At 62.4% G+C, this 24,269-nt stretch carries 18 protein-coding genes; 9 read left to right on the forward strand and 9 right to left on the reverse strand.

The genetic code is table 11. From position 1 onward, the window contains the following. Nucleotides 1-19: 19 nt before the first annotated feature. Entirely contained in the window at nucleotides 20-931 is a 912-nt protein-coding gene (gene kdgD, locus DN412_RS02755) for a 5-dehydro-4-deoxyglucarate dehydratase (RefSeq protein ID WP_115013110.1), read from the reverse strand. Nucleotides 932-1,299: 368 nt separating this feature from the next. Here kdgD and gudD point away from each other — a divergent pair, with 368 nt between their 5' ends. The 6 genes from gudD (at nucleotide 1,300) to DN412_RS02785 (ending at nucleotide 9,345) form a co-directional block, all read left to right on the forward strand. Further along, nucleotides 1,300-2,658 (forward strand): glucarate dehydratase, encoded by a 1,359-nt coding sequence (gene gudD, locus DN412_RS02760; RefSeq protein WP_115013111.1) that lies wholly within the window; start codon nucleotides 1,300-1,302, stop codon nucleotides 2,656-2,658. A 248-nt stretch (nucleotides 2,659-2,906) separates the two neighbouring features. Next, nucleotides 2,907-4,415, forward strand: coding sequence for an aldehyde dehydrogenase family protein (locus DN412_RS02765; RefSeq protein WP_244222538.1), 1,509 nt, complete (start codon nucleotides 2,907-2,909; stop codon nucleotides 4,413-4,415). 103 nt (nucleotides 4,416-4,518) lie between these two features. Continuing rightward, a complete protein-coding gene (locus DN412_RS02770; RefSeq protein ID WP_115013112.1) occupies nucleotides 4,519-5,964 on the forward strand; it encodes an amidohydrolase family protein in 1,446 nt (481 codons plus the stop codon). A 31-nt stretch (nucleotides 5,965-5,995) separates the two neighbouring features. Continuing rightward, complete coding sequence (locus DN412_RS02775; RefSeq protein ID WP_115013113.1) at nucleotides 5,996-6,337, forward strand: DoxX family protein; 342 nt, start codon at nucleotides 5,996-5,998, stop codon at nucleotides 6,335-6,337. 277 nt (nucleotides 6,338-6,614) lie between these two features. Then, nucleotides 6,615-7,991, forward strand: a complete 1,377-nt coding sequence (locus DN412_RS02780; protein WP_115013114.1) for an MFS transporter — start codon at nucleotides 6,615-6,617, stop codon at nucleotides 7,989-7,991. A gap of 265 nt (nucleotides 7,992-8,256) precedes the next feature. Then, nucleotides 8,257-9,345 carry a porin gene (locus DN412_RS02785; protein ID WP_115013115.1) on the forward strand — a complete coding sequence of 363 codons (1,089 nt, stop codon included), beginning with the start codon at nucleotides 8,257-8,259 and terminating at the stop codon, nucleotides 9,343-9,345. 91 nt (nucleotides 9,346-9,436) lie between these two features. Here DN412_RS02785 and DN412_RS02790 read toward each other — a convergent pair whose 3' ends face one another. Further along, the gene (locus DN412_RS02790) at nucleotides 9,437-9,943 is read right to left on the reverse strand and encodes a gamma carbonic anhydrase family protein (RefSeq protein ID WP_244222539.1); all 507 of its coding nucleotides are present in this window, start codon (nucleotides 9,941-9,943) and stop codon (nucleotides 9,437-9,439) included. Nucleotides 9,944-9,963: 20 nt separating this feature from the next. After that, the gene (locus DN412_RS02795) at nucleotides 9,964-10,878 is read right to left on the reverse strand and encodes a dioxygenase family protein (protein ID WP_115013117.1); all 915 of its coding nucleotides are present in this window, start codon (nucleotides 10,876-10,878) and stop codon (nucleotides 9,964-9,966) included. Nucleotides 10,879-11,103: 225 nt separating this feature from the next. On the opposite strand from DN412_RS02795, the gene DN412_RS02800 reads away from it, so the two are divergent. Then, nucleotides 11,104-12,039 (forward strand): ABC transporter substrate-binding protein, encoded by a 936-nt coding sequence (locus DN412_RS02800; protein WP_115013118.1) that lies wholly within the window; start codon nucleotides 11,104-11,106, stop codon nucleotides 12,037-12,039. Between the two features lie 185 nt (nucleotides 12,040-12,224). On the opposite strand, the gene DN412_RS02805 is transcribed toward DN412_RS02800, so the two are convergent. The 4 genes from DN412_RS02805 to DN412_RS02820 all read right to left on the reverse strand — a co-directional run bounded on the left by DN412_RS02805 (nucleotide 12,225) and on the right by DN412_RS02820 (nucleotide 16,602). Beyond that, complete coding sequence (locus DN412_RS02805; RefSeq protein WP_115013119.1) at nucleotides 12,225-13,232, reverse strand: LacI family DNA-binding transcriptional regulator; 1,008 nt, start codon at nucleotides 13,230-13,232, stop codon at nucleotides 12,225-12,227. 285 nt (nucleotides 13,233-13,517) lie between these two features. Next, complete coding sequence (locus DN412_RS02810) at nucleotides 13,518-14,966, reverse strand: DHA2 family efflux MFS transporter permease subunit (RefSeq protein WP_115013120.1); 1,449 nt, start codon at nucleotides 14,964-14,966, stop codon at nucleotides 13,518-13,520. A 156-nt stretch (nucleotides 14,967-15,122) separates the two neighbouring features. Next, complete coding sequence (locus tag DN412_RS02815; RefSeq protein ID WP_244222540.1) at nucleotides 15,123-15,701, reverse strand: NADPH-dependent FMN reductase; 579 nt, start codon at nucleotides 15,699-15,701, stop codon at nucleotides 15,123-15,125. 46 nt (nucleotides 15,702-15,747) lie between these two features. Further along, a complete protein-coding gene (locus DN412_RS02820; RefSeq protein WP_115013121.1) occupies nucleotides 15,748-16,602 on the reverse strand; it encodes a pirin family protein in 855 nt (284 codons plus the stop codon). A gap of 220 nt (nucleotides 16,603-16,822) precedes the next feature. Between DN412_RS02820 and DN412_RS02825 the strand changes: the two genes are divergently transcribed. Further along, a complete protein-coding gene (locus DN412_RS02825; protein ID WP_115013122.1) occupies nucleotides 16,823-17,746 on the forward strand; it encodes a LysR family transcriptional regulator in 924 nt (307 codons plus the stop codon). 48 nt (nucleotides 17,747-17,794) lie between these two features. Here the strand turns inward: DN412_RS02825 and DN412_RS02830 are convergent, their stop codons facing one another. Further along, entirely contained in the window at nucleotides 17,795-21,244 is a 3,450-nt protein-coding gene (locus DN412_RS02830; RefSeq protein WP_115013123.1) for an ATP-binding protein, read from the reverse strand. Nucleotides 21,245-21,348: 104 nt separating this feature from the next. Continuing rightward, nucleotides 21,349-22,140, reverse strand: coding sequence for a TetR/AcrR family transcriptional regulator (locus DN412_RS02835; protein WP_161563959.1), 792 nt, complete (start codon nucleotides 22,138-22,140; stop codon nucleotides 21,349-21,351). 688 nt (nucleotides 22,141-22,828) lie between these two features. On the opposite strand from DN412_RS02835, the gene DN412_RS02840 reads away from it, so the two are divergent. Next, on the forward strand, nucleotides 22,829-24,211 hold the full coding sequence (locus DN412_RS02840) for an MFS transporter (RefSeq protein WP_161563960.1): 1,383 nt from the start codon (nucleotides 22,829-22,831) through the stop codon (nucleotides 24,209-24,211). The last annotated feature ends 58 nt before the right edge of the window (nucleotides 24,212-24,269 follow it).

The raw sequence follows: 24,269 nt of genomic DNA on the forward strand, positions 1-24,269 counted from the left end.
ACGTGGGCAGTTCAATCTCTTACTGTGCGCCGACCTTGTCGATCAGTGCAGCCAGCATGGCCGCTTCTTCTTCGGTGAGGTCGGTAAGCGGGGTGCGCACCGGGCCCGCATCGTGGCCGACCAGCCTGGCGCCGGCCTTGATGATGCTGACCGCATAGCCTTGTTTGCGGTCGCGGATCTGCAGGTAGGGCAGGAAGAAGGTGTCGAGCAGACGGCCGATGGTCTCGTGATCGTCCCCGGCCACGGCCCGATAGAACTCCATCGCGGTCCTGGGGATGAAGTTGAAGACGGCCGATGAGTACACGGGCACGCCCAGCGCCTTGTACGCTGCGGCGTAGACTTCGGCGGTAGGCAGGCCGCCCAGATAGGCAAAGCGGTCACCCAGCTTGCGACGGATCGACACCATCAGTTCGATGCTGCCCAGTCCGTCCTTATAGCCGACCAGGTTCGGGCAGCGATCGGCCAGGCGCGCCAGCTGGATCGCGTCGAGGCGGCAGACCGCGCGGTTGTAGACGATCACGCCGCACGACACGGACTTGCACACGGCTTCCACGTGGGCGGCAATGCCTTCCGGGCTGGCTTCGGTCAGGTAGTGGGGCAGCAACAGCACGCCGTGCGCGCCCAGGCGTTCGGCCTCCTGCGCGTAGGCGATGGCCACGCGGGTCGGACCGCCTGCGCCGGCGATGATGGGCACCTTGCCGCGGCAGGTATCCACCGCCGTGCGGACGATGTCGCTGTATTCCCTGGGTTCCAGTGAGAAGAATTCACCGGTGCCGCCCGCCGCGAACAGGGCGCTGGCGCCATAGGGCGCGAGCCATTCGAGGCGCGCGGCGTAGCTTGCCGGGTTGAAGTTGCCCTGGGCGTCGAAGTCCGTCACGGGGAAGGACAGCAGGCCGGAACTGATGATTTGCTTGAGGTCGTGAGGCGTCATGTCGCTGGAACGAAAACCAATAAGGAGGTCGATGTGACGGGCTGCACGCTGGCTTGGGCCACGCCATGCACAGCCATCGAGGCGAAGCCGCAGCGGCGCGGACTTCATTGTAAGACATCGTATAACATAAGCATTCGGCTCGCAAGCCAAGGCCAAAGCCGCGCATGGCATCGGCAACACATCGGTATGGGCTAACGCGTCGGGTGGTGTTTGTGGCGCTTGACCCAGTCTGAGACCCCTGACTATACTCGGTCATCTCTTATATGACGACCGATGACGATGCGTGATGTCGTCCGGGCGTCACCCCGGTCGGCACATTGCTCAGGCCGGTCTTTCGGTACACGTACGACACGTTCTGAGACAGCCCCATGCAAGATTCCCAAACTCCCGCCCCCCAGGTGCATGCCACGCCAGTCGTTACCGAACTCACCGTCATTCCGGTGGCCGGCCACGACAGCATGCTGATGAATCTGTCCGGGGCACATGGACCCTTCTTCACGCGCAATATCGTGATCCTGAAGGACAGCGCAGGAAATACCGGGGTAGGCGAGGTGCCCGGAGGCGAAGGTATCCGCCAGACGCTCGACGATGCCAGGCCGCTGGTGGTGGGGCAGCCGATCGGCAACTACCACGCCGTGCTGAACCAGGTGCGCAAGGCATTTGCCACGCGCGATGCGGCCGGCCGCGGCCTGCAGACCTTCGACCTGCGGATCACGATCCACGCGGTGACCGCGCTCGAGGCCGCTTTGCTCGACCTGCTTGGCAAGCACTTGGGGGTCCCCGTGGCCGCGCTGCTCGGCGAGGGCCAGCAGCGTGACGCCGTGGAGATGCTGGGCTACCTGTTCTATATCGGCGACCGCCACCGCACCACGCTGGACTACCGCACTGAGCCGGACGCCGGCAACGAATGGTTCCGTCTGCGCAATGAAGCGGCGATGACGCCCGAGGCGGTGGTGCGTCTGGCCGAAGCCGCCTACGACCGCTACGGCTTCAACGACTTCAAGCTCAAAGGCGGCGTGCTGCGCGGCGACGAAGAGATGGAAGCGATCCTGGCGCTGGCCGAGCGCTTCCCCAGGGCGCGCATCACGCTGGACCCCAACGGCGCCTGGTCACTGTCAGAGGCGGTGCGCCTGTGCCGCGACAAGCGCGGCGTGCTGGCCTATGCCGAAGACCCGTGCGGCGCCGAAGATGGTTATTCCGGCCGCGAGATCATGGCCGAGTTCCGCACCGCCACCGGCCTGCCCACCGCCACCAATATGATCGCCACCGACTGGCGCCAGCTGGGGCACGCGCTACGGCTGCAGTCCGTCGACATCCCGCTGGCCGACCCGCACTTCTGGACCATGCAGGGCTCGGTGCGCGTGGCGCAGATGTGCGCGGAGTGGGGCCTGACCTGGGGTTCGCATTCGAACAACCACTTCGATATCTCGCTGGCGATGTTCACCCACGTGGCAGCCGCCGCGCCGGGGCGCGTCACCGCCATCGACACGCACTGGATCTGGCAGGACGGCGAACACCTGACCCGCAACCCGCTGAAGATCGAAGGCGGCCTGGTGCAGGTGCCCAGGACGCCGGGGCTGGGCGTGGAGCTCGACATGGATGCACTGGCGCGCGCGCACGCGCTGTACCTGCGCCAGGGCCTGGGCGCACGCGACGATGCCGTGGCCATGCAGTGCCTGATCCCGGGCTGGAAGTTCAACAACAAGGCGCCCTGCATGGTCAGGTGATGTGGCGCGGCTGGGGTGTGGCGGGTCGGCCTCTCCGTCCACCGTGGGGACGCGCCTGGTCGCGCGGGCACGTGCCCGGGTCACCGTAGCAGCCCGGATTGCCCTTGCCTTCTGCAATCGATTGCAGTAAATTGAATCCGGAAGGACAGCAGCGCTGCTGACGCAGTGCGCAATCGGAGTGGGATCCAAGTGACCCATACACCTGTCCTAACATTCATTTCTGCAATCGATTGTAACGAGAGGGCTAAATGGCAGAAGCTACGCAAGACAGATCGAACCTGGGTCGCCCATACTGGGGCGCCATTCTTGGCGGCAAAGTCGTCGAGGCTGACCGTGACCAGGAATTCTTTGTTGTCGAGGAAGCCGCGACCGCGAAACCGCTGGGACGCGTGGTGTCGGCAGACGAAGCGCTGGTAGGACGCGTGGTCGCAGATTCGCGACAGGCGTATGAAAATGACTGGCGCCAGCGTTCGCCCCGAGAGCGCGCGCAGTTGCTGCACCAGGTTGCGGCGAAGATTCGCGAGCACGCCGACGAACTCGCCGAGCTGGAGGCACGCGAAGTCGGCAAGCCGAAGCGCGATGCACTTCGCTTTGACGTCTCGTATTGCCACGCGTGTTTCGACTATTTCGCAGGGCTCGCCGATACGCTCCACGGCGAAATCCTTGACCAGGGCGCGATCGAGGCGCGCGTGCTGTTTGAGCCGTATGGCGTGGTCGCAGCCATCCTGCCGTTCAACTGGCCGCCGATTCACTTTGCGAAGAAGTCAGCGCCGGCACTGGCCGCCGGCAATACCGTTGTCGTCAAGCCGGGTGAGCAGGCCCCGCTGACCGTCATGCGACTGGTCGAGCTGGCCAATCAGGTTCTTCCCCCCGGCGTGCTGAACGTCGCCCCCGGCATCAAGGCCGGCCCCGCGCTGGCGTCGCATCACAAGGTGGAACGCATCAGCTTTACCGGCGCCACCGCTACCGGCCGCCGCGTGCTGCAGAGCGCGGCAGAGAACATCACGTACGCGACCATGGAGCTTGGCGGCAAGAATGCCCTCCTTATCCTGGAAGACGCGGACATGGAGGTTGCCCTGAACGTCGCCCTTGAAGGCATGTTCTATAACCAAGGCGAAGCGTGCACGTCAACCGCACGTATTCTCGTCCATGAATCCCGGTACGCTGAGTTCGAAGCAAAATTTGCCCGCGCCACCGAGCAGCTCGTGGTGGGCAATGGACTGGATCCGAAGACGGATATTGGTCCGATGGTCGACGGCAAGCAACGCGACCGCGTGATGGGATATATCGACATCGCCCTGCGCGAAGGCGCACGCCTCGTGACGCAAGGCAAACTGCCGACCGACACCCAATATGAACACGGCTACTGGGTGCCGCCCACGGTACTTGGCGATGTCGTGCCAATGATGACGGTGGCCCAGGAAGAAATCTTCGGGCCGGTCGCTTGCCTGATGCGTTTCAAGACCGAGGATGAAGCCGTCGAGATCGCAAATGGTACGGCCTATGGCCTGACCGCGGCGATTGTCACGACTGACGAGGATCGCGCGTGGAAGCTCGCGCGTCGTCTCGAAGCCGGGATGATCTTTGTCAATAACTACATGCGCAGGGCATTCCTCGGCTCGCCGTTCGGCGGCGTGAAAGGCAGCGGGTTCGGTCGTGAAAACGCGACCGAGACGCTCAAGGAATTCGTGCGCTCGAAGAATGTCCGCTTCCCGTCGGGAAAGATGCCGATCCCGACCTGGCCGCCGAAGGACTAAGCGTCTGCAAGCGAGCTGCTGATCGTGCGGAACGCCGGTGTCGTCCCAGGAGACAAGCACGGACGACGCCGGTGTCAAGTTATGCCATCAAGGAACAGACACAATGAAGAAGATCCTCATCAGGAACGGCTATGTCGCCACCGTCAACGAGGAGCGCGACGTATTCGAGCGGGGCGCAGTTGCAGTTGAGGGCAAGCGCATCACGGGCGTCTACGCGTACGAAGATACGCCGACCGAGGGTTTCGATGAAATCATCGATGCCAGCGGATGCCTGGTGATTCCGGGCCTGATCAATCTGCATCAGCATCCGTGGTACTCGATGTTCAAGGGTATGGCGGACGGGATGCTGCTCGAAGACTGGATCAATGACCTGGTCTTCCCCCTGGTTCGCCACCTGTCGAACGACGCGATGCGTCTCAGTGGATATCAATGCGCCACCGAGATGCTCGCAACCGGTACCACGACATCATTCAACCACTCGGTTTCAGTAAGCGACGAAGCCATCGTGAAAGCGAGCGTCGAGTCCCAGGCCGAAGTGGGTATCCGTCAGTTCTTCGGCAAGGAGCTGCGCTGCCGTAACAGCCGGTTCCTCGACCACCCACTCTCGCTGGATGAGTCGCTTGCTGCTGCCGAAGAGGACATCCGCCGCTGGGACGGAAAATACGATGGGCTGATTCGCATGGGCATGGTCATCGAGGCCAACGCCCATTGGACTTCGTCCGGCATGAGCACGGAAGCACTCATCATCCGGGGGACGGAACTGGCGCGAAAGCTGAATGTTCGCATCAGCAGCCACATCGCCGCGGGGACGTTCTCCACGGAGAAGGGATTCCTGAAGCATCTGCGGGAGACCGGCCGCACGGATGTGCGGTATCTCATGCAGCTCGGCGTCCTGGATGAACAGTGGATGTTGATTCACGGCATCCACTGCACTGAGCTGGACCTTGAGCAAATGGCGCATGTTGGTGCCGGTCTGGTGTATACGCCAACCAGCGAAGCCATGCGCGGCGGCGGCATTGCCCCGGCGGCCAATGCGCTGCGCATGGGCGTGCCGACGGCGCTCGGCACCGATGGCGCCATGGTCGACTACACCAATGACATGCTCGAGCAGGTAAAGGCCTGCGTGCTCTTCCAGCACCAGCGCCATCTGGATCCGACCCGCATGCCGTTCGAGCGGGCACTGGAAATGGCAACCATCAATGGTGCGCGCGTGCTTGGCGTCGCCGGTGAACTGGGTTCGCTAGAGCCCGGCAAGCTGGCCGATATCGCGGTCTTCGACATGCGAGGTCCTCACGTCGGTTCACTGCAACGCCCAGTGTCCGCATTCCTCGGCGCCGGCAAGGGAACGGACGCGAAATATGTCATGGTCAACGGCGATATCGTGTTCCGTGAAGGGGAGTTCACGAAGTTCAGGGAGCGCAAGGAAGTTCTTGGCAGCGTTGAACGGCTCGCGGCTGAAATCATTGCGAAAGCAGGACTGGCGTCCAGGCTGGAGATGACGTGGAAAGAAAAGTGTCCTCCGCTTCCCACTCCGCGTGCGTCGGCTTAGCCGGGTTCCGTCATCTCAACGATTCAGTGCCATGGCATACGTGAACCTCATCATCGCCTTCGCCTTTCTCTCGGCAGCTATCGTCAACCTCGCAGGTCCCCAGGGCATTCGCGCCGAGTTTGCCAAATGGGGCTATCCAGACTGGCTCAGAGTGGCGGTCTCGGTCGTCGAATTCGTTGGGTCGGTGCTGCTGCTCATGACCAGCACGCAATGGCTGGGGGCTTTGCTTCTTCTGGTCGTCACGCTGGGTATCCTGGTTTCGTTTGCCAGATCGAAAGAATGGATGCGAGTGCAGTATCCCTTCGTATTGCTCCTTCTTCTGGTGGCCAGTCTCCAGCAGACCTATGCATCCGGACAGGCATTGCCCGGATGACGCGATACCGGTTCTAGCCGCTTCGCCGGACGACCCCGGCATGGTGCCGTACTCGCCATCCCGACAATCGATTGCGAGCCAGCAGCATTTCTACATGGGTTCATCCTCCTGAGCCTGACAGGCTCTTGCCCGCAAAGCCGTTCAGGCGGTAAAGCGGGCGCTTATCTCTTCTTCGGTGGTAAACCCTCATTAGTGCTTGCAATCGATTGCATTAAGATTGGATCGTCAGCTGCAGGTGGATAGCTGCTGGAAACATACATTGCTACAGGAATTTACGATGCTTGCTCACCCCATAAACGTCAGGTCGTTGATCAACGAACGACCGATGTCGAGGTTTCAGATTCGGACACTGATACTGTGCTTTCTTGTCCTCGTCACTGACGGCTACGATACGGTCGTCCTCGGATTTATCGGCCCATCGCTGAAGGCGCACTTTGGCGCAAGTCCGGCGCAACTTGCGCCGCTCTTTGGCGCCGGCTTCTTTGGCCTGGCGGTAGGGTCCTTTCTGTTCGGGCCACTGGCCGACCGCTTTGGCAGAAAGACCGTGCTCACGATTACCGTCATATTGTTCGGGGTCCTGAGCCTGGTCTCGGCGTGGGCCGCTTCGCTCGAGACCCTGATCGTTCTTCGCTTCCTCACCGGGCTGGGACTCGGGGGCGCGATGCCCAATGCCTATACGCTGGCCGTCGAGTACTGCCCCGACCGCTTCAGATCGACGCTTGTGGCGCCGCTGGGCTGTGGCATCTCGGCGGGTGGGGTCCTGGGTGGCCTGATTGCCCCGCATATGATCAGCGCCTTTGGCTGGCAATCCATGCTGATCCTCGGCGGGGCACTGCCGATGCTCCTTGCCCTCGTCCTGTGGCGGGGCTTGCCTGAATCCGTGCGTTACCTTGTCGCGAAAGGCCGCCAGGAAGAAGCCCGTGCGATCGTGCAGCGTATCGATGCGGGCTATCCGGGTGGAGCACAGCTTGCCCTTGACGAGGAGGCCGCCAAGGGCTTCCCTGTTTCCCAGCTGCTTCGGCAAGGCCTGCGCGGAGGAACGGTACTGCTCTGGATAACCGCGTTCATGGCATTGCTGGTCGTCTACTTTCTGGGCAACTGGCTGACGATGCTCGTTCAGGAGACCGGTGTTTCATTCAGCCAGGCGTCGCGGATGACCGCGCTCTATCTGACCGGCAACGCGCTTGGCGCCGTGCTGCTGGGCTTCCTGATGGACCGCATGAACCCCCAGTACGTTGTGGCAGGTGCATTCCTGTGCGCCGCCATCAGCCTCGCTTCGCTCGGTCACCTGACAAGCGTGCCGGCAATAGCCGTGGTCGCGCTACTGATCACCGGCGTAGGCACCGGCGGCGCGATGACCGGCACGAGCATCTTGTCGGCGGGCTTCTATCCCACCGCGTCGCGTGCGACCGGCGTGGCGTGGACACTGGGCATGGGACGTGTCGGCTCGATCGTCGGTTCGATGGTCGGGGGCGCGATGCTTGCGGCCCATTGGGCTCCGACCGTCATGTTCGTCGCCGTTTCGATTCCCGTTGCGGTGGCTGCACTGAGCGTCTTCTGCCTGGCAATCTTTCGTCGCCGCCACGCGCAGGAATCCGTGCCGCACTTGCCGCGAGAGGCAGCTTCAGCCCGTGAGACGGCATCCGAAGCCTGAATACGATGCTCGATCTGAATGATGCCTGCTACTACGCCATTCACCGAGTTTCTCTCGGCGTACGTGCCGGCAGCCGTTCAATGATCCGCATCCAGTCACTGCGCACATCGGGCGCCTGATCGGCACGGTGTTGCAGCCTGGAAAATCTTGGCTCAGTTTATGCAAACGATTGCATCTGATATGCAATCGTTTGCTGAGATGGGCGCTCCACAACAAGGGACAAGAACCATGCGGCCAATGTGCAGCATGGTGGAGGAGACATCAAATGCAAAAAAGCAACTGGGTAGTCGGCGCGCTGGCGGCGGCCCCGGTCATCGCCGCCGCGCAGTCGGTGACGCTGTACGGCCTGGTGGATACGGGCGTGGAGTACGTCAATCGCGTCGGCGCGGCTGGCCACGATGTCGTGCGCATGCCGAATCTGACTGGCACCGTGCCGTCGCGCTGGGGCCTGCGCGGCACCGAGGATCTCGGTGGCGGACTAAAGAGTGTGTTCGTGCTCGAGTCTGGCTTCGCTCCCGATTCGGGGACTTCGGGGCAAGGTGGCCGTCTGTTCGGCCGCCAGGCGTTCGTCGGCCTTAGCGACGAGCATTGGGGGCAGCTCACCTTCGGGCGGCAATTCACGATGCAGTTCTGGTCGACCATCGACTCCGATATCCTCACTTCGAACGTGTATGGCGGCAACGTGTTGGATAGCTTTCGCGCCAATCCGCGCGCGGACAACGCGATCGCCTACAAGGGGAAGTTCGGTGGCGTGACCATCGGCGGTACCTATAGCCTGGGCCGTGACGCAGTCAGCGCGCCCGCCGGGGCCAACTGCGCCGGCGAGAATCCTGCCGACAAGTCCGCTTGCCGCGACTGGTCAGCGATGCTCGCGTATGACGCCAGCTGGTGGGGTGTATCCACGGCGTATGAGTCGATGCGCGGCGGCGCGGGTGCCGCCGGCGGCCTGACCAGCAGCAGCAAGAAGGATGATCGGTGGATCTTTGGTGGCTACATGCTGCTGTCGCAGGTGAAGCTCGGTGTCGGGGGTACGGTTCGCAATAACGAGGGCAGTGCTACGCCGCATAGCCAGCTTTACTACGGTGGTGTTTCCTACGACATCACGCCGGCGTTCAACCTGGCCGGAGAGGTGTACTTCCTGCGCTTCAATAACAGTCCCAACAAGGCCTGGCTCGAGGCGATTCGCGGGACCTATGCCTTCTCCAAACGGACCGCGGTGTATATCACGGCCGGCTTTATCGACAATCGCGGCAATCTCGCCTTGTCGGTCAGCAGCGGAGACACATCCAGTGCCGCGCCGAAGCCGGGAGGCAACCAGTTCGGCACGATGGTGGGTGTGAAACACACCTTCTGACGCGTCGGTGTCTTCCCCGCTCTGGAGACCTTGCCAGAGCGGGGAAGGCATGGAAGCCAGATGGCGTCTCCAGCGTTTCCGACGACCTTCGTCAGAACGTCAGGACGGCAAACTGGTTATTCCGGTAACGCTCGGCCAGCTCCACATAGCGCACGACGGTTGCACCCAGGCCCGCGCGCTCGTCGTCGGTAAGCGGTCGGAGCAAACGGGCGGGATTTCCCGCCCATAGTTCTCCGGCACCGACGACCTTGCGCGGTGACAGCACGGCGCCCGCGGCGAGCATGCCGCCAGACCGGACGATGGCGCCATCCAGGACGCGCGCGCCGAATCCGACAAAGGCCGCGTCCTCGAGCGTGCAGGCATGCAGGATGGCGCCGTGGCCGACGGTGACGTCATCGCCAATAATGCAAGGCAGCCCGTTGGTCGTCCCATGAAGAATCGAACCGTCCTGGATGTTGGTCCGACGTCCGACGGATATCCGCTGAACGTCGCCGCGCAGGACGCAGTTGAACCAGATGGATGCGTGGGCGCCGATCGTGACGTCCCCGATCACTTGCGTGCCTTGGGCAATAAAGGCACTGGGGTCGACGTCGGGCATGATAGGAAGGTGTGCCATGGTTACTTGATCGGGGGTACCGGGTGTGTCGGAATACCTTCCGCCAGCACGAATTCGCAATGCAGCGTGCAGTACGGCGCTTGCTGTTCGGAATGGAGGCCGGACCCTGCTTCATATCGCTCGAACTTGCCGATCAGGTCTCGCGTGACGCCGAACGTCACGTCAGAGTCCAGGTACTCGGCATCATCCGCAAAGATCTGCGAGACGAGCGTGGCATGACCTTCAGCAATCACGACGAAATGCAGGTGAGCGGGGCGGTACGGGTGCCGATGCTGGATGCGGAGCAGGTCGCCGACCGGGCCGTGGGTGGGTACCGGATAACCAGCGGGCTTGAGGCTCTGGAAGCGGAAGTTTCCGTGCGCATCCGTAAAGAAATGGCCCCTCAGGTTCATTTCCGGCTGGTCCGGATCCTGGTTCTCATAGAGCCCGATGGGCGATGCCTGCCACACGTCGACCTTGGCATTCTGGATCGGCTCCCGGCGCGTATTGAGGACCCGCCCGCTGAGAAAGATCGGTGTTGCCGCCGCGTTGTCCTGAACGATCGACGCGCCCAGTTCATAGCGCGGCGAGCCGCCACGAAAGAATGGTCCGAGCAGCGCGCCGCCCGTGCGGTCTTCATTCGCCGAGTTGTTCAACACCTTGACCAGAGTGGAGAAGCCAAGTACGTCTGCCAGCAGCACCACTTCGTTGTGGGAGTCCGTACACGTCAGGCCGATCCTCCTCAGAAAATCCAGCCCCTGTTCATACTCGTCGTCGCTCAGCTTCACCTGGTTCAAGAACGCATGCCCGTGCTGAACGAGAGCATTCAGTATCTCCTTGAGACGCGGGCTTTCGGTCCTGCTCATCGCGGCAAGCACGATGTCCGTTACTGACGCAGCATCGCTAACGATGCTGCCTAGCTGCACAGATTTCGTCATGATAGTTCTCATTGCAAACGTTTGCATACTAGTCTCGAACCTCGCGCTTGTCAAAGTCTCCGTCCTGGGTTGACCAGAGCGGCCGATACCGCGCTTGTGGGCGCATCGTAGATGCGGCGAGGGATCTGGCGGGCACAAAGTTGGCCCGCACGTTGCGCCAGTCTTGACGGCCAGGGAGTCTGACGTCTACGATGCAATCGATTGTATATCGATCTGGAGACGACAATGAACAATCTCACTATCCTCGCCTTCGAAGGCGCCTTCAACCTGCCGGTCTGGGTTGGCCAGCAGCGGCGATTCTTCGAAAAGCAAGGGCTGGAAGTCAGCCTCGAGTACGTCAAGGGATCGGTCGATATGGTCAACCGCTTGATTGCCGGTTCGGCGCAAATCGCGTTGACCAGCGTGGATAACGTACTGGCGTACCGAAGCGGGCAGGGCGAGACGGCGGACGGTAGCGCCGCGGACCTGGTGGCCTTCATGGGAGGCGATCATGGCTTCCTGTCGCTGATGTCGCGGGCAGGGATCACCGAAGTCTCTCAGTTCCGGGGCAAGACGCTGTCGGTCGACGCCTTGACCACCGGCTTTGCTTTTGTGCTGCGGGAAGTGCTTGTGGCCAACCGTATCGCGGTGACGGATGTGACATTCGATGCAGCGGGAGGCACGGGTAACCGCTATCGTGCGCTGGTCGCTGGCAAGCACGACGGGACACTGGTTCGTACGCCCTTTGAGCGGCTGGCGCAACGCCAGGGATGCAATGTACTGGTGAGCGGCAAGTCCCTGTTTTCAGACTATCTGGGAACGGTGGGCGCGGTCATGCAGTCGTGGGCATCCGCAAACCAGGACCAGGTGGTTGGCTTCATCCTTGCGTACCGGCAGGCGCTGAACTGGATCTTCGATGCGCGCAACAACGGCGCGATCGTCGACATCCTGCGAGCGGAATTCGACCAACTGACCGACGACGACGCACACGCCGTGCTCGCGGACCTGGTGGATCCGTCCCATGGGCTGATGCGCGATATGGAAATTCCGGACACAGGGCTTGAGCTGGTCTCGCGCATTCGTGACGTCCATGCGTCCGTACCGACGAACCGGCCGCCTGGCGATTGCGTGGATCGGCAATACCTCCGACGGGCACAGGATTCAGCTGGCTGGGCACGCTAGCTGTCGGGGTATCGCCAGAGATATCGCCAAAACTCGGGCGAGGATGCGCCAGCATCCTCGTGGCTTGTCAGGCCTGTCGGCTCCGATCGGGCGCGACGAAAGCCAGACGCCCTACGAGAGCCGCGTTGAAAGGCGGCCGGTCAGAACTCCGGAATCGCACCTGAGTTGGGGGGAGGCTCCCCAACTCATCTCTTGCGAGGCGAAGCGGTCGAGTTCCTGACGATCAGTTTTGGCGGCAGCACGACGTTATGCACCGGCTGCTCGCGAACGTTGATTGCCTGCTGGAGAAGATCGGCCACCTGGCGCCCCATCTCCTGGTGACTGATGCGGATGGTCGTCAAAGGTGGTTCGACCATGTCGACGAGTGGCATGTCGTTATGCCCCACCACGGACAAGTCGCGAGGACATTGCAGTCCGAGTTCGCGCAGTGCGTCGTACACGCCGAGGGCAAGCGAATCATTGGCGGCGACGATGGCCGTCAGGTCCTGATGCGCACTCAGCAACCGGCATGCCGCTTCCTTGCCGTGTTCCCGTGAATAGGCGGGGGCTACCTCGCATGGTGCTCCATTGCCATCAAAGCCATGTGAGGCCAGGGCCTGCATAAAGCCTCTGCGGCGAAGGAAGCCCGTCGAAATATCCGGCGGGCCGGCGATATGCCCGATCTTCACATGACCCAGTTCCACCAGATGGTCGACCGCCAGTTGGGCGCCGAGCACCTCGTCGGAAACAACGGCCGACAATCTCGACTGGTCCTCCGATCGGTTGACCAGTACGGTTGGCACGCCTTTTTCGATACAGAACGATACCAACGGATCGTGGCGCGTCACTGTGGCGAGGATGAGCCCGTCGACGCGCCGCGCGATGAGCCCGTGGGCAAATTCCAGCTGGGCTTCGCAGTCCGTGCCGACGTACCCGACGATCGCAAAGTATCCGTGCGCAGCGAGACGTCCCGTGGCGCCAGCCAGGATCGGGGTGAAAACGCTTGTTGCGATCTGGGGAATCAGAATGCCGATGAGCTTTGAACGCCCGGTGCGCAGACTTGCCGCCACGGGATCCAGCCGATATCCAAGCTTGTTGGCGGCCTTCAGGACTCGCGCCACCGCCTCGGGCAAGACCACGGAGCGCGTTGCGGGATTCAGCGCGCGAGAAACCGTTGACACATGAACGCCAGCGAGCTCGGCGACCTGTTTCATTGTGATCGGCCGCTGGCTGGCAGATGGTGCTGTTTTTCCCTTCACGACAGGCCTGGTCTGTTTCCGTTCTGAATGTAGCCGGGCCATTCAGTGAGTGAACAAACGACCATAACGGAACGTGGCAACGGCATTGGTCGTCTTGCACATGCCCGGGCAAGTCCCGCACTGCGGAGACAACCGATTGTATCAAGCTCCCCTGAAATGGCAAACAAGCACCGGCCGCAGGGGAGTTCGCGACCCGGGGTTGACGCCAGGCATGGCGGGCAAGGAGGGCTCCGGCCTGCCTCAGATGGAAGCTGCGGACGACGCCTCGCCTTGTGCCTGACCGTGCGGGCGCGTACGCACGAACGCCACGGCCAGCGCGCAGGCCATTACCGCCGCAATGGCTCCCACCAGGAAAGCCAGGTGGTAGCCGCTATTGAGCGCAATCACGGCATCGGCACCCGCGGCGGCAAGGCGATCGGTGCGCGCGGCCGCCAGGCTCGCCAGGATGGCCACGCCCAGCGCGCCGCCCATCATGAACGACGTGTTGACCACACCCGAGGCCAGGCCCGACTCATCCGGCGCTACGTCGCTCATCGCGGCCAGCAACACCGGGTTGAAGGCCAGCCCCGCCCCCAGCCCCAGCAGTACCATGCCCGGCAGCACGTCCGCCACGAAGCTGGCGCCGGCCGGCGCATGCGCAAACAGCACCAGCCCGACTGCCGCCACCAGCAATCCCAGCGACAACGGCGCGCGGATCCCGAAGCGCATCACCAGCCTGGCCGACAGCCCCAGCGAGAACACCGCCATGATGATGTTGGCCGGCAGGAAGGCCAGCCCCACCTGCATCGCGCTGTAGTTCAGCACGCGCTGCATGTAAAGCGCCGAGATAAAGAACCACGCGAACAGCGCGGCCGCCCACAGCACACCCACCACGTTGGCCGTGGCCACGTTGCGCAGCGCGAACATGTGGAGCGGCATGAGCGGATGCGACACGCGCGATTCGATGATCAGGAACGCGATCATGAGCGCGATGGCAATACCCAGCTGGGCAAGCGTTTGCGCAGACGTCCAACCGGCCTCGTTGGCGTGCACGATGGCGTACACCGCCAGCATCAGCGGCGCGGTAACGGTGATCGCACCCGCCACATCCAGCCTGGCGCGACCGGCCAGCGGCTTCCCCGCCGGCAGCAGCGCCACACACCCGGCATACACCGCCACGCCGATCGGCAGGTTGACCAGGAAGATCCAGTGCCAGCTCAATGCGCTGGTCAGCAGCCCGCCCAGCAGCACGCCAATGCTGCCGCCGCCCCCGCCCACGAACCCGTAGATACCCATTGCCTTCGCGCGATCCGCCGGCGAGGTGAACAGGTTCATGATGAGCGACAGCGACACGGCCGACACCACTGCACCGCCCAGCCCCTGAACGGCGCGCGCCGTGACCAGCAGCCCCTGCGAATTCGCCAGCCCGCAGGCCGCCGAGGCTAGCGTGAATAACGTGATACCCAGCAGGAACAAGCGCCGATGGCCAAACAGGTCGCCCAGCCGCCCGCCCAGCAGCAGAAAGCCGCCAAAGGTCAGCATGTAGGCGTTGACCACCCACACGAGCGAGGTTTCGGTAAAGCCCAGGTCCGCCCGGATGGACGGCAGTGCGACGTTCACGATGGTCGTGTCCAGCACGATCATCAGCACGCCCAGGCAGAGGACAATGAGGGCGAGCCAGCGTTTGCGTTCGTCAAGGCCATGCGTCATGGAACCGCTCCTGTCGGATGCTGGCAGTGCAAGACTGCGCAGTGGATTCTGGATTGGCGACGCCGGTTGCAAAAGCCTTGCCGCACGCGAGCGTTGCCGGGATGCGTGGCGGCATCGCCGAGGATGGCGCCACGGCAATGACCTTCGGTATCATCGTCAGCCTTCCCGCGCGGTCTTCAGCGCTCTGGTCCACCACAGCAGGTCGTCAATCGTTTGTTCGGCGACGGCGTCCAGTCCGGCCAGGTGCGGGCTGATGTCCTGGCCCTGAAAATGCGCGTACAGCGCCGCTGCCGGAACGTGGACCGCCGAGCGGATCGGTGCAATCTGCATTTCGACCGCGATCTGGCGTAGTTGCTCGATGGCGCGCGCGCCGCCGACGCTGCCATAGCCGACAAAGGTGACCGCCTTACGGCCCCATTCCGGATAGACCCAGTCGATCGCATTCTTTAGCACCGCCGACACTCCGTGGTTGTACTCGGGTGAGACGATGATGAAGCCGTCGGACGCTGCAATCGCCTGGGTCCAGCGCTTCACGACCTCGTGCTCGTAGGCCGGCCGGCCTGGCATCGCGGGCGGTACCGGCGCGTCGAAGAACGGCATCGGATAGTCTTTGAGGTCAAGCAGGCGTGCCTCAACGCCTTCGCGCTTCTTCAGGTGGTCGAGCATCCAGCGTGCGGGTTTCTCGGCGAAGCGTCCCTGGCGGACGCTGCCAATGATGACGGAAATAACGGTCATGATGTGCTCCGGTTGAGTGCAATAGCATCGGTCTGCGAAAGGCGGATCAACGCACCACGCCCTTGGCGCGCAGCTCGCGACCGATGCGCGCGATCTCGCGCTCGCCCTCGATCAGCGCTGCGGGGCTGGTGTGCACCGAGTAGTAGCCAAGGTGGAGATCGTGCGGATGCGGGATTGCCGTACCTAGCACGAAGCGCGCATCGGTCACCGCTTCGAATTCGATCGCCTCATCGGACTGGTCAAATACGGCCAGTTCACCTTTGTCGACGGGATCGGGCGTGCGCAGGCTGCCGTCCATCACTGCGATCCAGCCGACCCGGTAGTCCCGTGGCGGCTGGCAGGTCCAGCGCTGGCCGGCCTTGAGTTGCACAACGAAATAGTTGACGCCCGCAGGTGCATCAATCGGGCTGACCGCCTCGCCGCTACGGCCGAGCAGCACGCGCGCCGGGCCGTCCGACGGGATGTCGTCTGCCGAAAGATGCTGGCTGAACGCGGGAGCCAGTTCGCGCCCTGGCGGCAAGGCGACCCACAGCTGGAAGGCCTTGATCGGGGGCATGGCGAAGCCGGAATGCCAGACGCCACGACCGGCGCTCAGCCATTCGATGTCGCCCGCCACCATTGTTCCTTCGTGGCCGATGGATTCGGCAAAGCGACCTTGCCCTTCCATCGCCAGGGTCAGCGTAGCGATGCCCGAATGCGGATGCCAGCCGAAGCCCTGCTGGCCAATCGCCTCTTGCGTATCGATGAGATCGAGAAATACAAAGGGCTTGATCATCTCGCCGACGTCGGAGGGGCTGACCATGCGGACAACCGGACCGTGCGCGTTGCCACGCGTGCGGAAGATGACGTTACGGCCGACACCGGCGAGGGCGGTGGGCGGCGTTTGGATGACGGCATGCATGGGACGCTCTCCAGCTATTTGACTTGCCATAGATGAGGTTCTTGGTCAGGTGTCTGTATCGGTTCGCGCCGCGCGCCGGACGTGATCAACAGGATGTGGCGAGCGCGGCGCCGGGCTGACTCGTGCACGCGTCGACCTGACACCTTAAGTATGGGGACGAGAAGCGTTTCACACTAGATGGTAAAGTCGGATTGGATTCATCCATTTTTGGAGAAATATCATGCTCGATCTGAATGATCTGGCGATGTTCGTCCAGGTGGTCCGCGCCGGCAGCTTCTCCGAGGCGGCGCGCCGTCTGCGCATGCCGGCGAATACGCTGAGCCGGCGCATCGATCAACTCGAAGGGCAACTCGGCACGCGACTGCTGCATCGCTCGACACGCAAACTCGCGCCGAGCACGGAAGGCCAGGCGCTGTTCGAGCGCTATGCGCCGGCGCTGGACCAGATCCTGGAGATCGGGCGGCTCCATGCAGATGAGCAGGCACCGTCGGGCTCGGTTCGCGTCGCCGCGATGGCAGGCCTGTTCGAACTCATGGGTATGGAATGGCTGGGCGAGTTCTACACGCGCTATCCACACATCAGCCTCGACTTCCTGCTCGACGATACGCCCACCGATCTGATCGCCGAGCGCATCGATCTGGCCTTGCGCATGGGCATCGAGACCGGTAGCGGCTATAAGGTACGTCGGCTGGCGCCGAGTGCAATGATCCTCGCGGCGAGTCCGGCCTATCTGACACGGCGCCCTGCACCCCGCACGCTGCGTGAACTGGCCGAACACGACTGTCTGACGATTTCCAGTCGCCAGGGGCGCAACACGTGGCGTCTGCAGGGTCCACGCGGAAGTCAGGAGGTGTCGATCAACAGCCGGTTCGCGGTCAACGACATGCGAGTGCTGGCGCAGGCTTGTATCTCTGGACTGGGTATTGCGTTGTTGCCGCAGTTAATCGTTGAGCCAGTCATCGCGCAAGGGAAACTGGTGCGCGTGCTGCCGACCTATCGGCGCGCGAGCACCGGTCTCGGCCTGCAGCTCGTGTACACGAGCCGCCCGCCGGTGCCGCCCGCAGTGGCAGTCTTCGCCGAATTTCTTATGGAAAAACTGGGCGATGCGATGATAAGCCCCTCGCAGAACGATGCCAGCCGATAAGCTCGTCACCTTGCCCATGGCGGGCGAAGCGTAAGATCTCAAGCCGGGTTAGCGTTGGTGTCCGACTCGCAGGGCGAGATCCTCCAGCAGCGCTTTGGCCTGCTTCCAGTCGGCGAGGTCGAGGCCCTCGGTGAAGCTGCCATGGATATCGGCTAGCGTATCGCGCGCTGCCTCCAGCTTGCCTTGCTGGCTCCACAGCCTCGCCAGGCTCAGTGTTGCCTGCAGCTCCAGCGATCTGGCACCCTGCGCACGGGCCACCGCAATTGCCTTGTGGAAGCACGCTTCAGCCTCGTGCTGGCTCGCTGGCATAGAGGGCTTGTCTTCTGCGCGCCGAAGCAGCAATTCGCCCCTGAGCCTGTGCAACCTGGCCTCATCGACCTGCTCCCCGGTTTCTTCGACCAGCACCAGCGCCTCGGCCACCCGGTCAAGCCCGGCGACGATCTGACCGGCCTTTGCATACGCATCGGCCAGCTGGGCAAACAGACCTGGATTGCCGAGCGCCGCGCCGGTCGTCTCACATGCGCGGAGGCCATGGAGCATCCGCGCAATGCCGTCCTCATGACGTCCCTCCTGGGCCAGCGCCCAGCCCTGGAGAACGGCTCCCAACCCCAGAAAGAACGGAAGCCCCTGCTCATCCGAGACTGCGATGGCGGCTTCGGCGTACTCGCGAGTCAGTTCGAACTCGCCCCGACACTGATGGACTTCGGCCGCAAAGGTCAGGCAGAGGGCAAGGTTGTAGGCGTCAGGGCGCGTGCGGGCCAGTGCAACGGCCTTATGGCAATGCGAAAGGGCCAGATCCGGCTTGCCGAGATACCACAGGTTCCATCCAAGCGCGGCCATGGCGTGAACGGCCGGATCCCGCCCGTAACCCAGCAGAAAGTCATACTGTGTCTGGTCCGGGCGCTGCAGTTCCAGCACTTGCTCCATATGGGTGCGAGCTTCGTCCAGCATGCCAAGACGGAAAGCGGTGGCGCCCAGAGTGCGATGCGCCTCTGCGAAATGCTCAGGCTTGCGGGTCTTCGAGGCGAGGCCAAGCAGGCGATTCCCGAGCGATTTCGCGGTCTCGTACTGTGCGCGCAACTGATAGAACGTCCACAGGCCCAATAGCGCGGAGAAGATGTATTGGGTTTGCCCTTCGAGCTCGCACAGTGCCAGCGCACGCTTGTAGTTGGATTCCACCTCCGGGGAAGCCTGGCCTCGCGCGGCCGCCAGGGCCGGGCCGAGAGTCAGCCGCAGCGTAAGCTCCTGGCGCGCGCCTTCCGGGCTGTCGGGCGACTGCTTCTGCAGCTCGATGGCTGCCGAGAGCTGGCGGACCGCTTCCGTCAGGGCGGAACGCTGCAGGGCTTGCTGGCCGGCGCAGTGCAGATAGTTGACAGCCTTCGGGATGTTGCCGCTGTGGCTGTAGTGGTGAGCGAGCTCGCTGCAATAGTCCTTCAGGCGAGTCTGGAACAGCGTTTCGATGGCTTGTGCAGTGCGTTCGTGCAGCGCGCGGCGACGCTCCGTCAGCAGCGAGTTGCCAGCGACTTCCTGGGTCAGGGCGTGCTTGAATGCATACTCGATCTCTGGGTAGGCGGGGCGCTCGTAGATGAAATCCGCCGCTTGCAGGTCCGACAGGAGCGGGCGCAGCTTGTCTTCGGCGAGTGCGGTGATGTGCTGAACCAGCGTCAGGGGAAAATCCTTCCCGACCACGGCCAGTGTTTGCAGCAGTTCCTTGTGCCCGAAGGGGAGTCGGTCGATGCGGGCGGCGAGCACCCCCTGTACAGTCGTCGGGATGTGCAAAAGAGCGGGAGCTTCGTCGACGCGGTAACTGCCAGGCTGGCCGAGCAGGGTGCCTTCCTCAAAAAGGGTCTGGACGACTTCTTCCATGAAGAATGGATTGCCTTCGGTCTTCTCCAGGATGAGCCGCTTAAGCGAAACGAGGCTGCGGTCATCGCCGAGCAGGGCGGTCAGCAGGCCCTGGGCCTCAGCCGGCCCCAGGGGCTCCAGGTGCAATTGTGTGTAGTCGCGCCTGGTGCCCCAGTCATGGGTATGCTCCGGCCGGTAGTTGACCAGCAAGACGATCCGCGCATCTGGCACCGAATCGACGAAGTGGTTGAGGAACGCATTGGTTTCGCTATCCAACCATTGAAGGTCTTCGAAAACAAGCTGTAGTGGCTGATTGAGGCTTTCACGGATCAGCAGGCTTGCTATCGCATCAAACGTTCGCTTGCGCCGGATCGTCGTGTCCATGTCGGACAGTGCCGAACCGGGCTCAGTGATGCCAAACAGGTAGAGCAGGTATGGCAGGTGGTCTTCCAGCGAGCGCTCCAACGTAAGCAGCCGCCCCGTGACCTTTTCGCGGCAACTGCGGTCACTATCTGCCGAGGCAATCTGGAAATAGCTTTTCAGGAGCTCAATCAACGGCAGATAGGCGAAGGCCTTGCCGTGCGACACCGAGAAAGTCTCCAGCAACAGGCAGCCTTGACGTGTTCGCGCCTTGAACTCGTGGAACAGCCGGGACTTTCCCACCCCGGCTTCCCCCTGCACGCCGACGATTTGTCCGTGTCCCGTCTTGGCCAGATCCAGGGCGTTCTGCAGTGTCTGCATCTCATCCTGGCGACCGACAAACCGTGCCAGTCCGCGGTGCGCCGCCACCTGAAGGCGCGTGCGCAAGGCCCCGGGACCCTGTACCTCATACACTTCGAGAGGATCCCGGACACCCTTGACCTGTGTGGTCCCCAGGGCTTTGAACTCGAAGTACCCCTCTGCCAGCTTGTATGTCGACGCACTCACCAGGGTCGACGCCGGCCTGGCCATGCCTTCCATCCTTGACGCAATGTGGATAGTGTGGCCTACCGGATCGTAGTCGGTGTGCAGGTCGTCCTTGCGGATCGAGCGCACAACGACCTCTCCGGAGTGGATGCCGACCCGGATCTCCAGCGGAACGCCCCGGTCCAGGCGAACCCGGTCACTGTGGCGGCGCATCGCCTCCTGCATGCGCAGCGCCGCGTACAGGGCTCGCAGCGCATGGTCCTCGTGGGCAATGGGGGCGCCGAACAGTGCCAGGATACCGTCGCCCAGAAACTTGGCGACATAGCCTTCATAGTGGTGCACGGCCTCCATCATCAGTGTCACCACGGGATCGATCAGGCTACGCGCCTCCTCGGGATCCAGGTCCTGGATCAACGCCGTCGAGCCAGCCATATCGGCGAACAGCGCAGTGATGGTCTTGCGTTCACCGAAGGTCCCGCCCCTGGCTTCCATCGCCTCCAGCTCAGCCAGGATACGCGCTGCCAGATGAGGGGGCGTGTAGTGAACCGGAGCCAGGCCTTTGGCGTCAGGCACTTCAGGCGTCCCTGAAGTGAAATCGTTCAGGGACCCGCCACAGGCGCGGCAGAATTTTGCAATGGGGCTGGCCTCTGCGCCGCAACTGGGGCACCTTCGTACCAGCCTGGCGCCGCACGCCTCGCAGAAGTTCCCCGGCGCGAGGTTCTCGAAGCCACAATTCGCGCAGCGCATGATGCCCCCCTCACCGTCCTCGCACGTTCTGGATCATTAGAGGCTTGATCGGCCGGCGTGGCAAGCCAGGCCTTGCGCCAGCCTCCAGAACCACGAGAACCCGGTCAGCTGCGCATTGCCTTCTTGGTAACGGGGCGTTTGTCGTTCGGCTCGGAGGTTTGGCGAGAAAGTATCTTCTCAGTGTCACCCGGCTTTGGCTTGACCATGCGCAGGGCGCTGGGCTGGCCTCCGAACAGCAGCTTCTCAACCGTGCTCCAATAGGCGTCGACGACGGCGGGGTCGGAAGCGGAAAGCTTGCTGGTCGCCAGCATTTCCGAGCCAAAAGTGGAAAGTGTCGATGTCAGGCTGATCATCAGATAGTGGAGGATGACCGGATCTACGTCAGGCAAGACTCCTTCCCCCTGTGCTTCGCGGATTTGCGGCAGCACCCCGACGATCAGCGGCCGGAGTATCGTATCCGCGAGCCATTGAAGCCGCGGACTGTACTCGAGGATTTCCTGAAGCATGAAGCGATGAAACTCGGGGAAATCCACCGTAAATTTGAACAGGGCACGGTACAACAGCCTCACCCGCTCCGCGGCGCTGACGGGTGGGGCATCTGCCAGATATCCCTCCCACTCCAGGCGGATACGATCGAACACATGTTCGGCTACCGCCTCCCAGAGGATATCTTTGGTTCGGTAATGGTAAGTGATCAACGGATGTTGCAATCCGATCCGGTCTGCGATTCTGCGGATGCTTGCAGCCTCGAATCCCTTCACGGCGAACTCGGAAAGTGCTGCATTCAGGATCGCTGAGCGCGTGTCCTGCGCGCGCTGCTGTTCTGCCCGCTGGAGCTCTGGCGGTCGCCGGCCCTTCCTGGCCTGGCCCTGCGTGGAATCCGTATCTCGCGCCATCTGTCCTCCTGAGTAAAGTTTCCCCATCGGCGTACCGGTGGCTGGCGTTCGACTCGAACACCCAAACGATGCTGCCGCCGGTTGAAGGCCGCGGCCGCGTACGCTTTACGGACGTATTATATAAAGATCGGCGCACCGCGCTCGTTATTGAGGTTGGATCGTCGTTGCTGCCCGCATACCGCTGGAAGGCAGCAACCGCAACAAGCGGAAACAACCGGTGCCAGCCGCACGAATCGCTATCGTCACAATGATCCCCTCCGGGCCAACCCCCGTCCAGGCCCGGTGATCGGTTCTACACCAGCCCCGCCACGCATGGAACGGATGCGATGAACGGGGCTCCGGCACACCAGGCTGGATGCGAGCCTGCATGGCCGCGAGTGCGGCAGGCCAGTTCCCGCGCCCCAGAGTACACCGCTACATCGCCGCTTCCTTCCAAAGGAGGCGCCAGCCACGCCCGCTCGCGCAGCGTTCCGACCTCCTGACGCAAAGCTGTCCGGCTTCGTTAAGTACTTACAGACTTCATGGCACTTACGAGACGCGGGTCGTCGGGCTTTCATGTCAGCGGCGAGTGCGCAAAAAGGCCATAGGGATAGCCCCACCCACACAAAGCTTTACGAGTGGTAAATTTATTACTACTCTGACTGCAGGTCGGTTTCCCCAACCATCCCCAGCTCTTCAAGGAAAGGCAATGGAAAGTACAGAAGATGTTCGTCGCGACATGCGTGAATTCCTCGATCGAATGCCGATGGGGAAAAAGCAATGGGCGGTCTTTCTGGTCTGCTTTGCAGCGACCGCGATCGAGGGCTTTGACACCATTGTGATTGGATTCATCGCGCCGGCCATCAGCCAGAGCTGGAAGCTCTCTAGCGCAGCGCTATCGCCGCTGATCGCATTCGGACTATTTGGCTTGCTGATTGGCTCGATTGTTGGTGGCACGCTGGCCGATCGCGTTGGACGCAGGGCAGTGAGCATTGTGGCGATCGCGTGGTTTGGCATTGCGGGCATCGCGTCCTGCGAGTCTCAATCGATCGTCCAGCTTATTTCCTGGCGATTCATCACCGGGCTGGGCATCGGCGCTGCGATGCCTGCGACCTCGGCTCTCGTTGCGGAGTTTAGTCCAGGCCGTTCGCGCTCCGCGATGCTCGCATCAATGTATTGCGGCTTTCTCTTCGGCGCCGCTGCTGCTGGCTTTGTGACCTCCTTCGCCATTGGTGCACTGGGTTGGAGAGGCATGCTCCTCTTGAGTGGTGTTATGCCCCTTGGCGTCGTGATCCTGCTGATATGGCAGGTTCCTGAGTCCCCGCTCTTTCTGGTAGCAAGCAACAAGTCCGGCACAGTGGTGAGGCGAGTCGTGGCAAAGATGTTCCCGTCGGTGGATTGTTCGGGCATGCGCTTCTTTCTGGCGGCGCCGAGCGGGAAGCGGTCTGGAATCCGCGCGCTTCTGGGGAAGGAGTATCGACTCGGAACTCTCCTCACGTGGTTTGCCGAATTCGCGGGCTACCTGGTGTTCTTCCTGATCGGAAGTTGGCTGCCGACGCACTTGAAGCAGGCTGGTCTATCGATGCACGATGCCTCGCAATTGTCCTCGATGTTCCAGTTCGGCGCGCTTGGCGGGGCGATCCTGTTCGCCATCCTGGTTCGCCGGTTTAACGTCGCCGCGGTCATCTCAGCCGCGTTTGGCGCAGGTTCGGTGCTGATCGTAGCGCTCGGCATGTCAGAAACAGCGCCCTGGTATGCGGCCGTGGTCTTCCTCGCGGGGCTGGCTATCGGAGGCCCGCTGATCTGCGTCAACACCATACCGGGAATCTTCTATCCCACTGCGTTTCGTGCGGCGGGCGGTGGCTGGACGGTCTCGATCGGCAGACTCGGTTCGATTATCGGTTCGGCACTGATCGGCGTGATCGTCATTTCGAATCTTCCTTATCTGCTGGTATGCATCGTCTTGTCGGTACCGCTCTTGCTGGCTTGTGGAAGCATGATTGCCATGGCGCGTGTCCTCGCTGAACAACCGAAATTGGGCAGCATGCTGGCAGAGAATATCGGACCCGCATCAACCATTGCGACCGAATAAAAACATACGAGATTCCTGGTGGCATTGCATGCTGATCAAACCGATCAATGCCATTAAT

Origin of the sequence: Cupriavidus lacunae (assembly GCF_003353055.1) — a bacterium.
Taxonomy (GTDB): Bacteria; Pseudomonadota; Gammaproteobacteria; order Burkholderiales; family Burkholderiaceae; genus Cupriavidus; species Cupriavidus lacunae.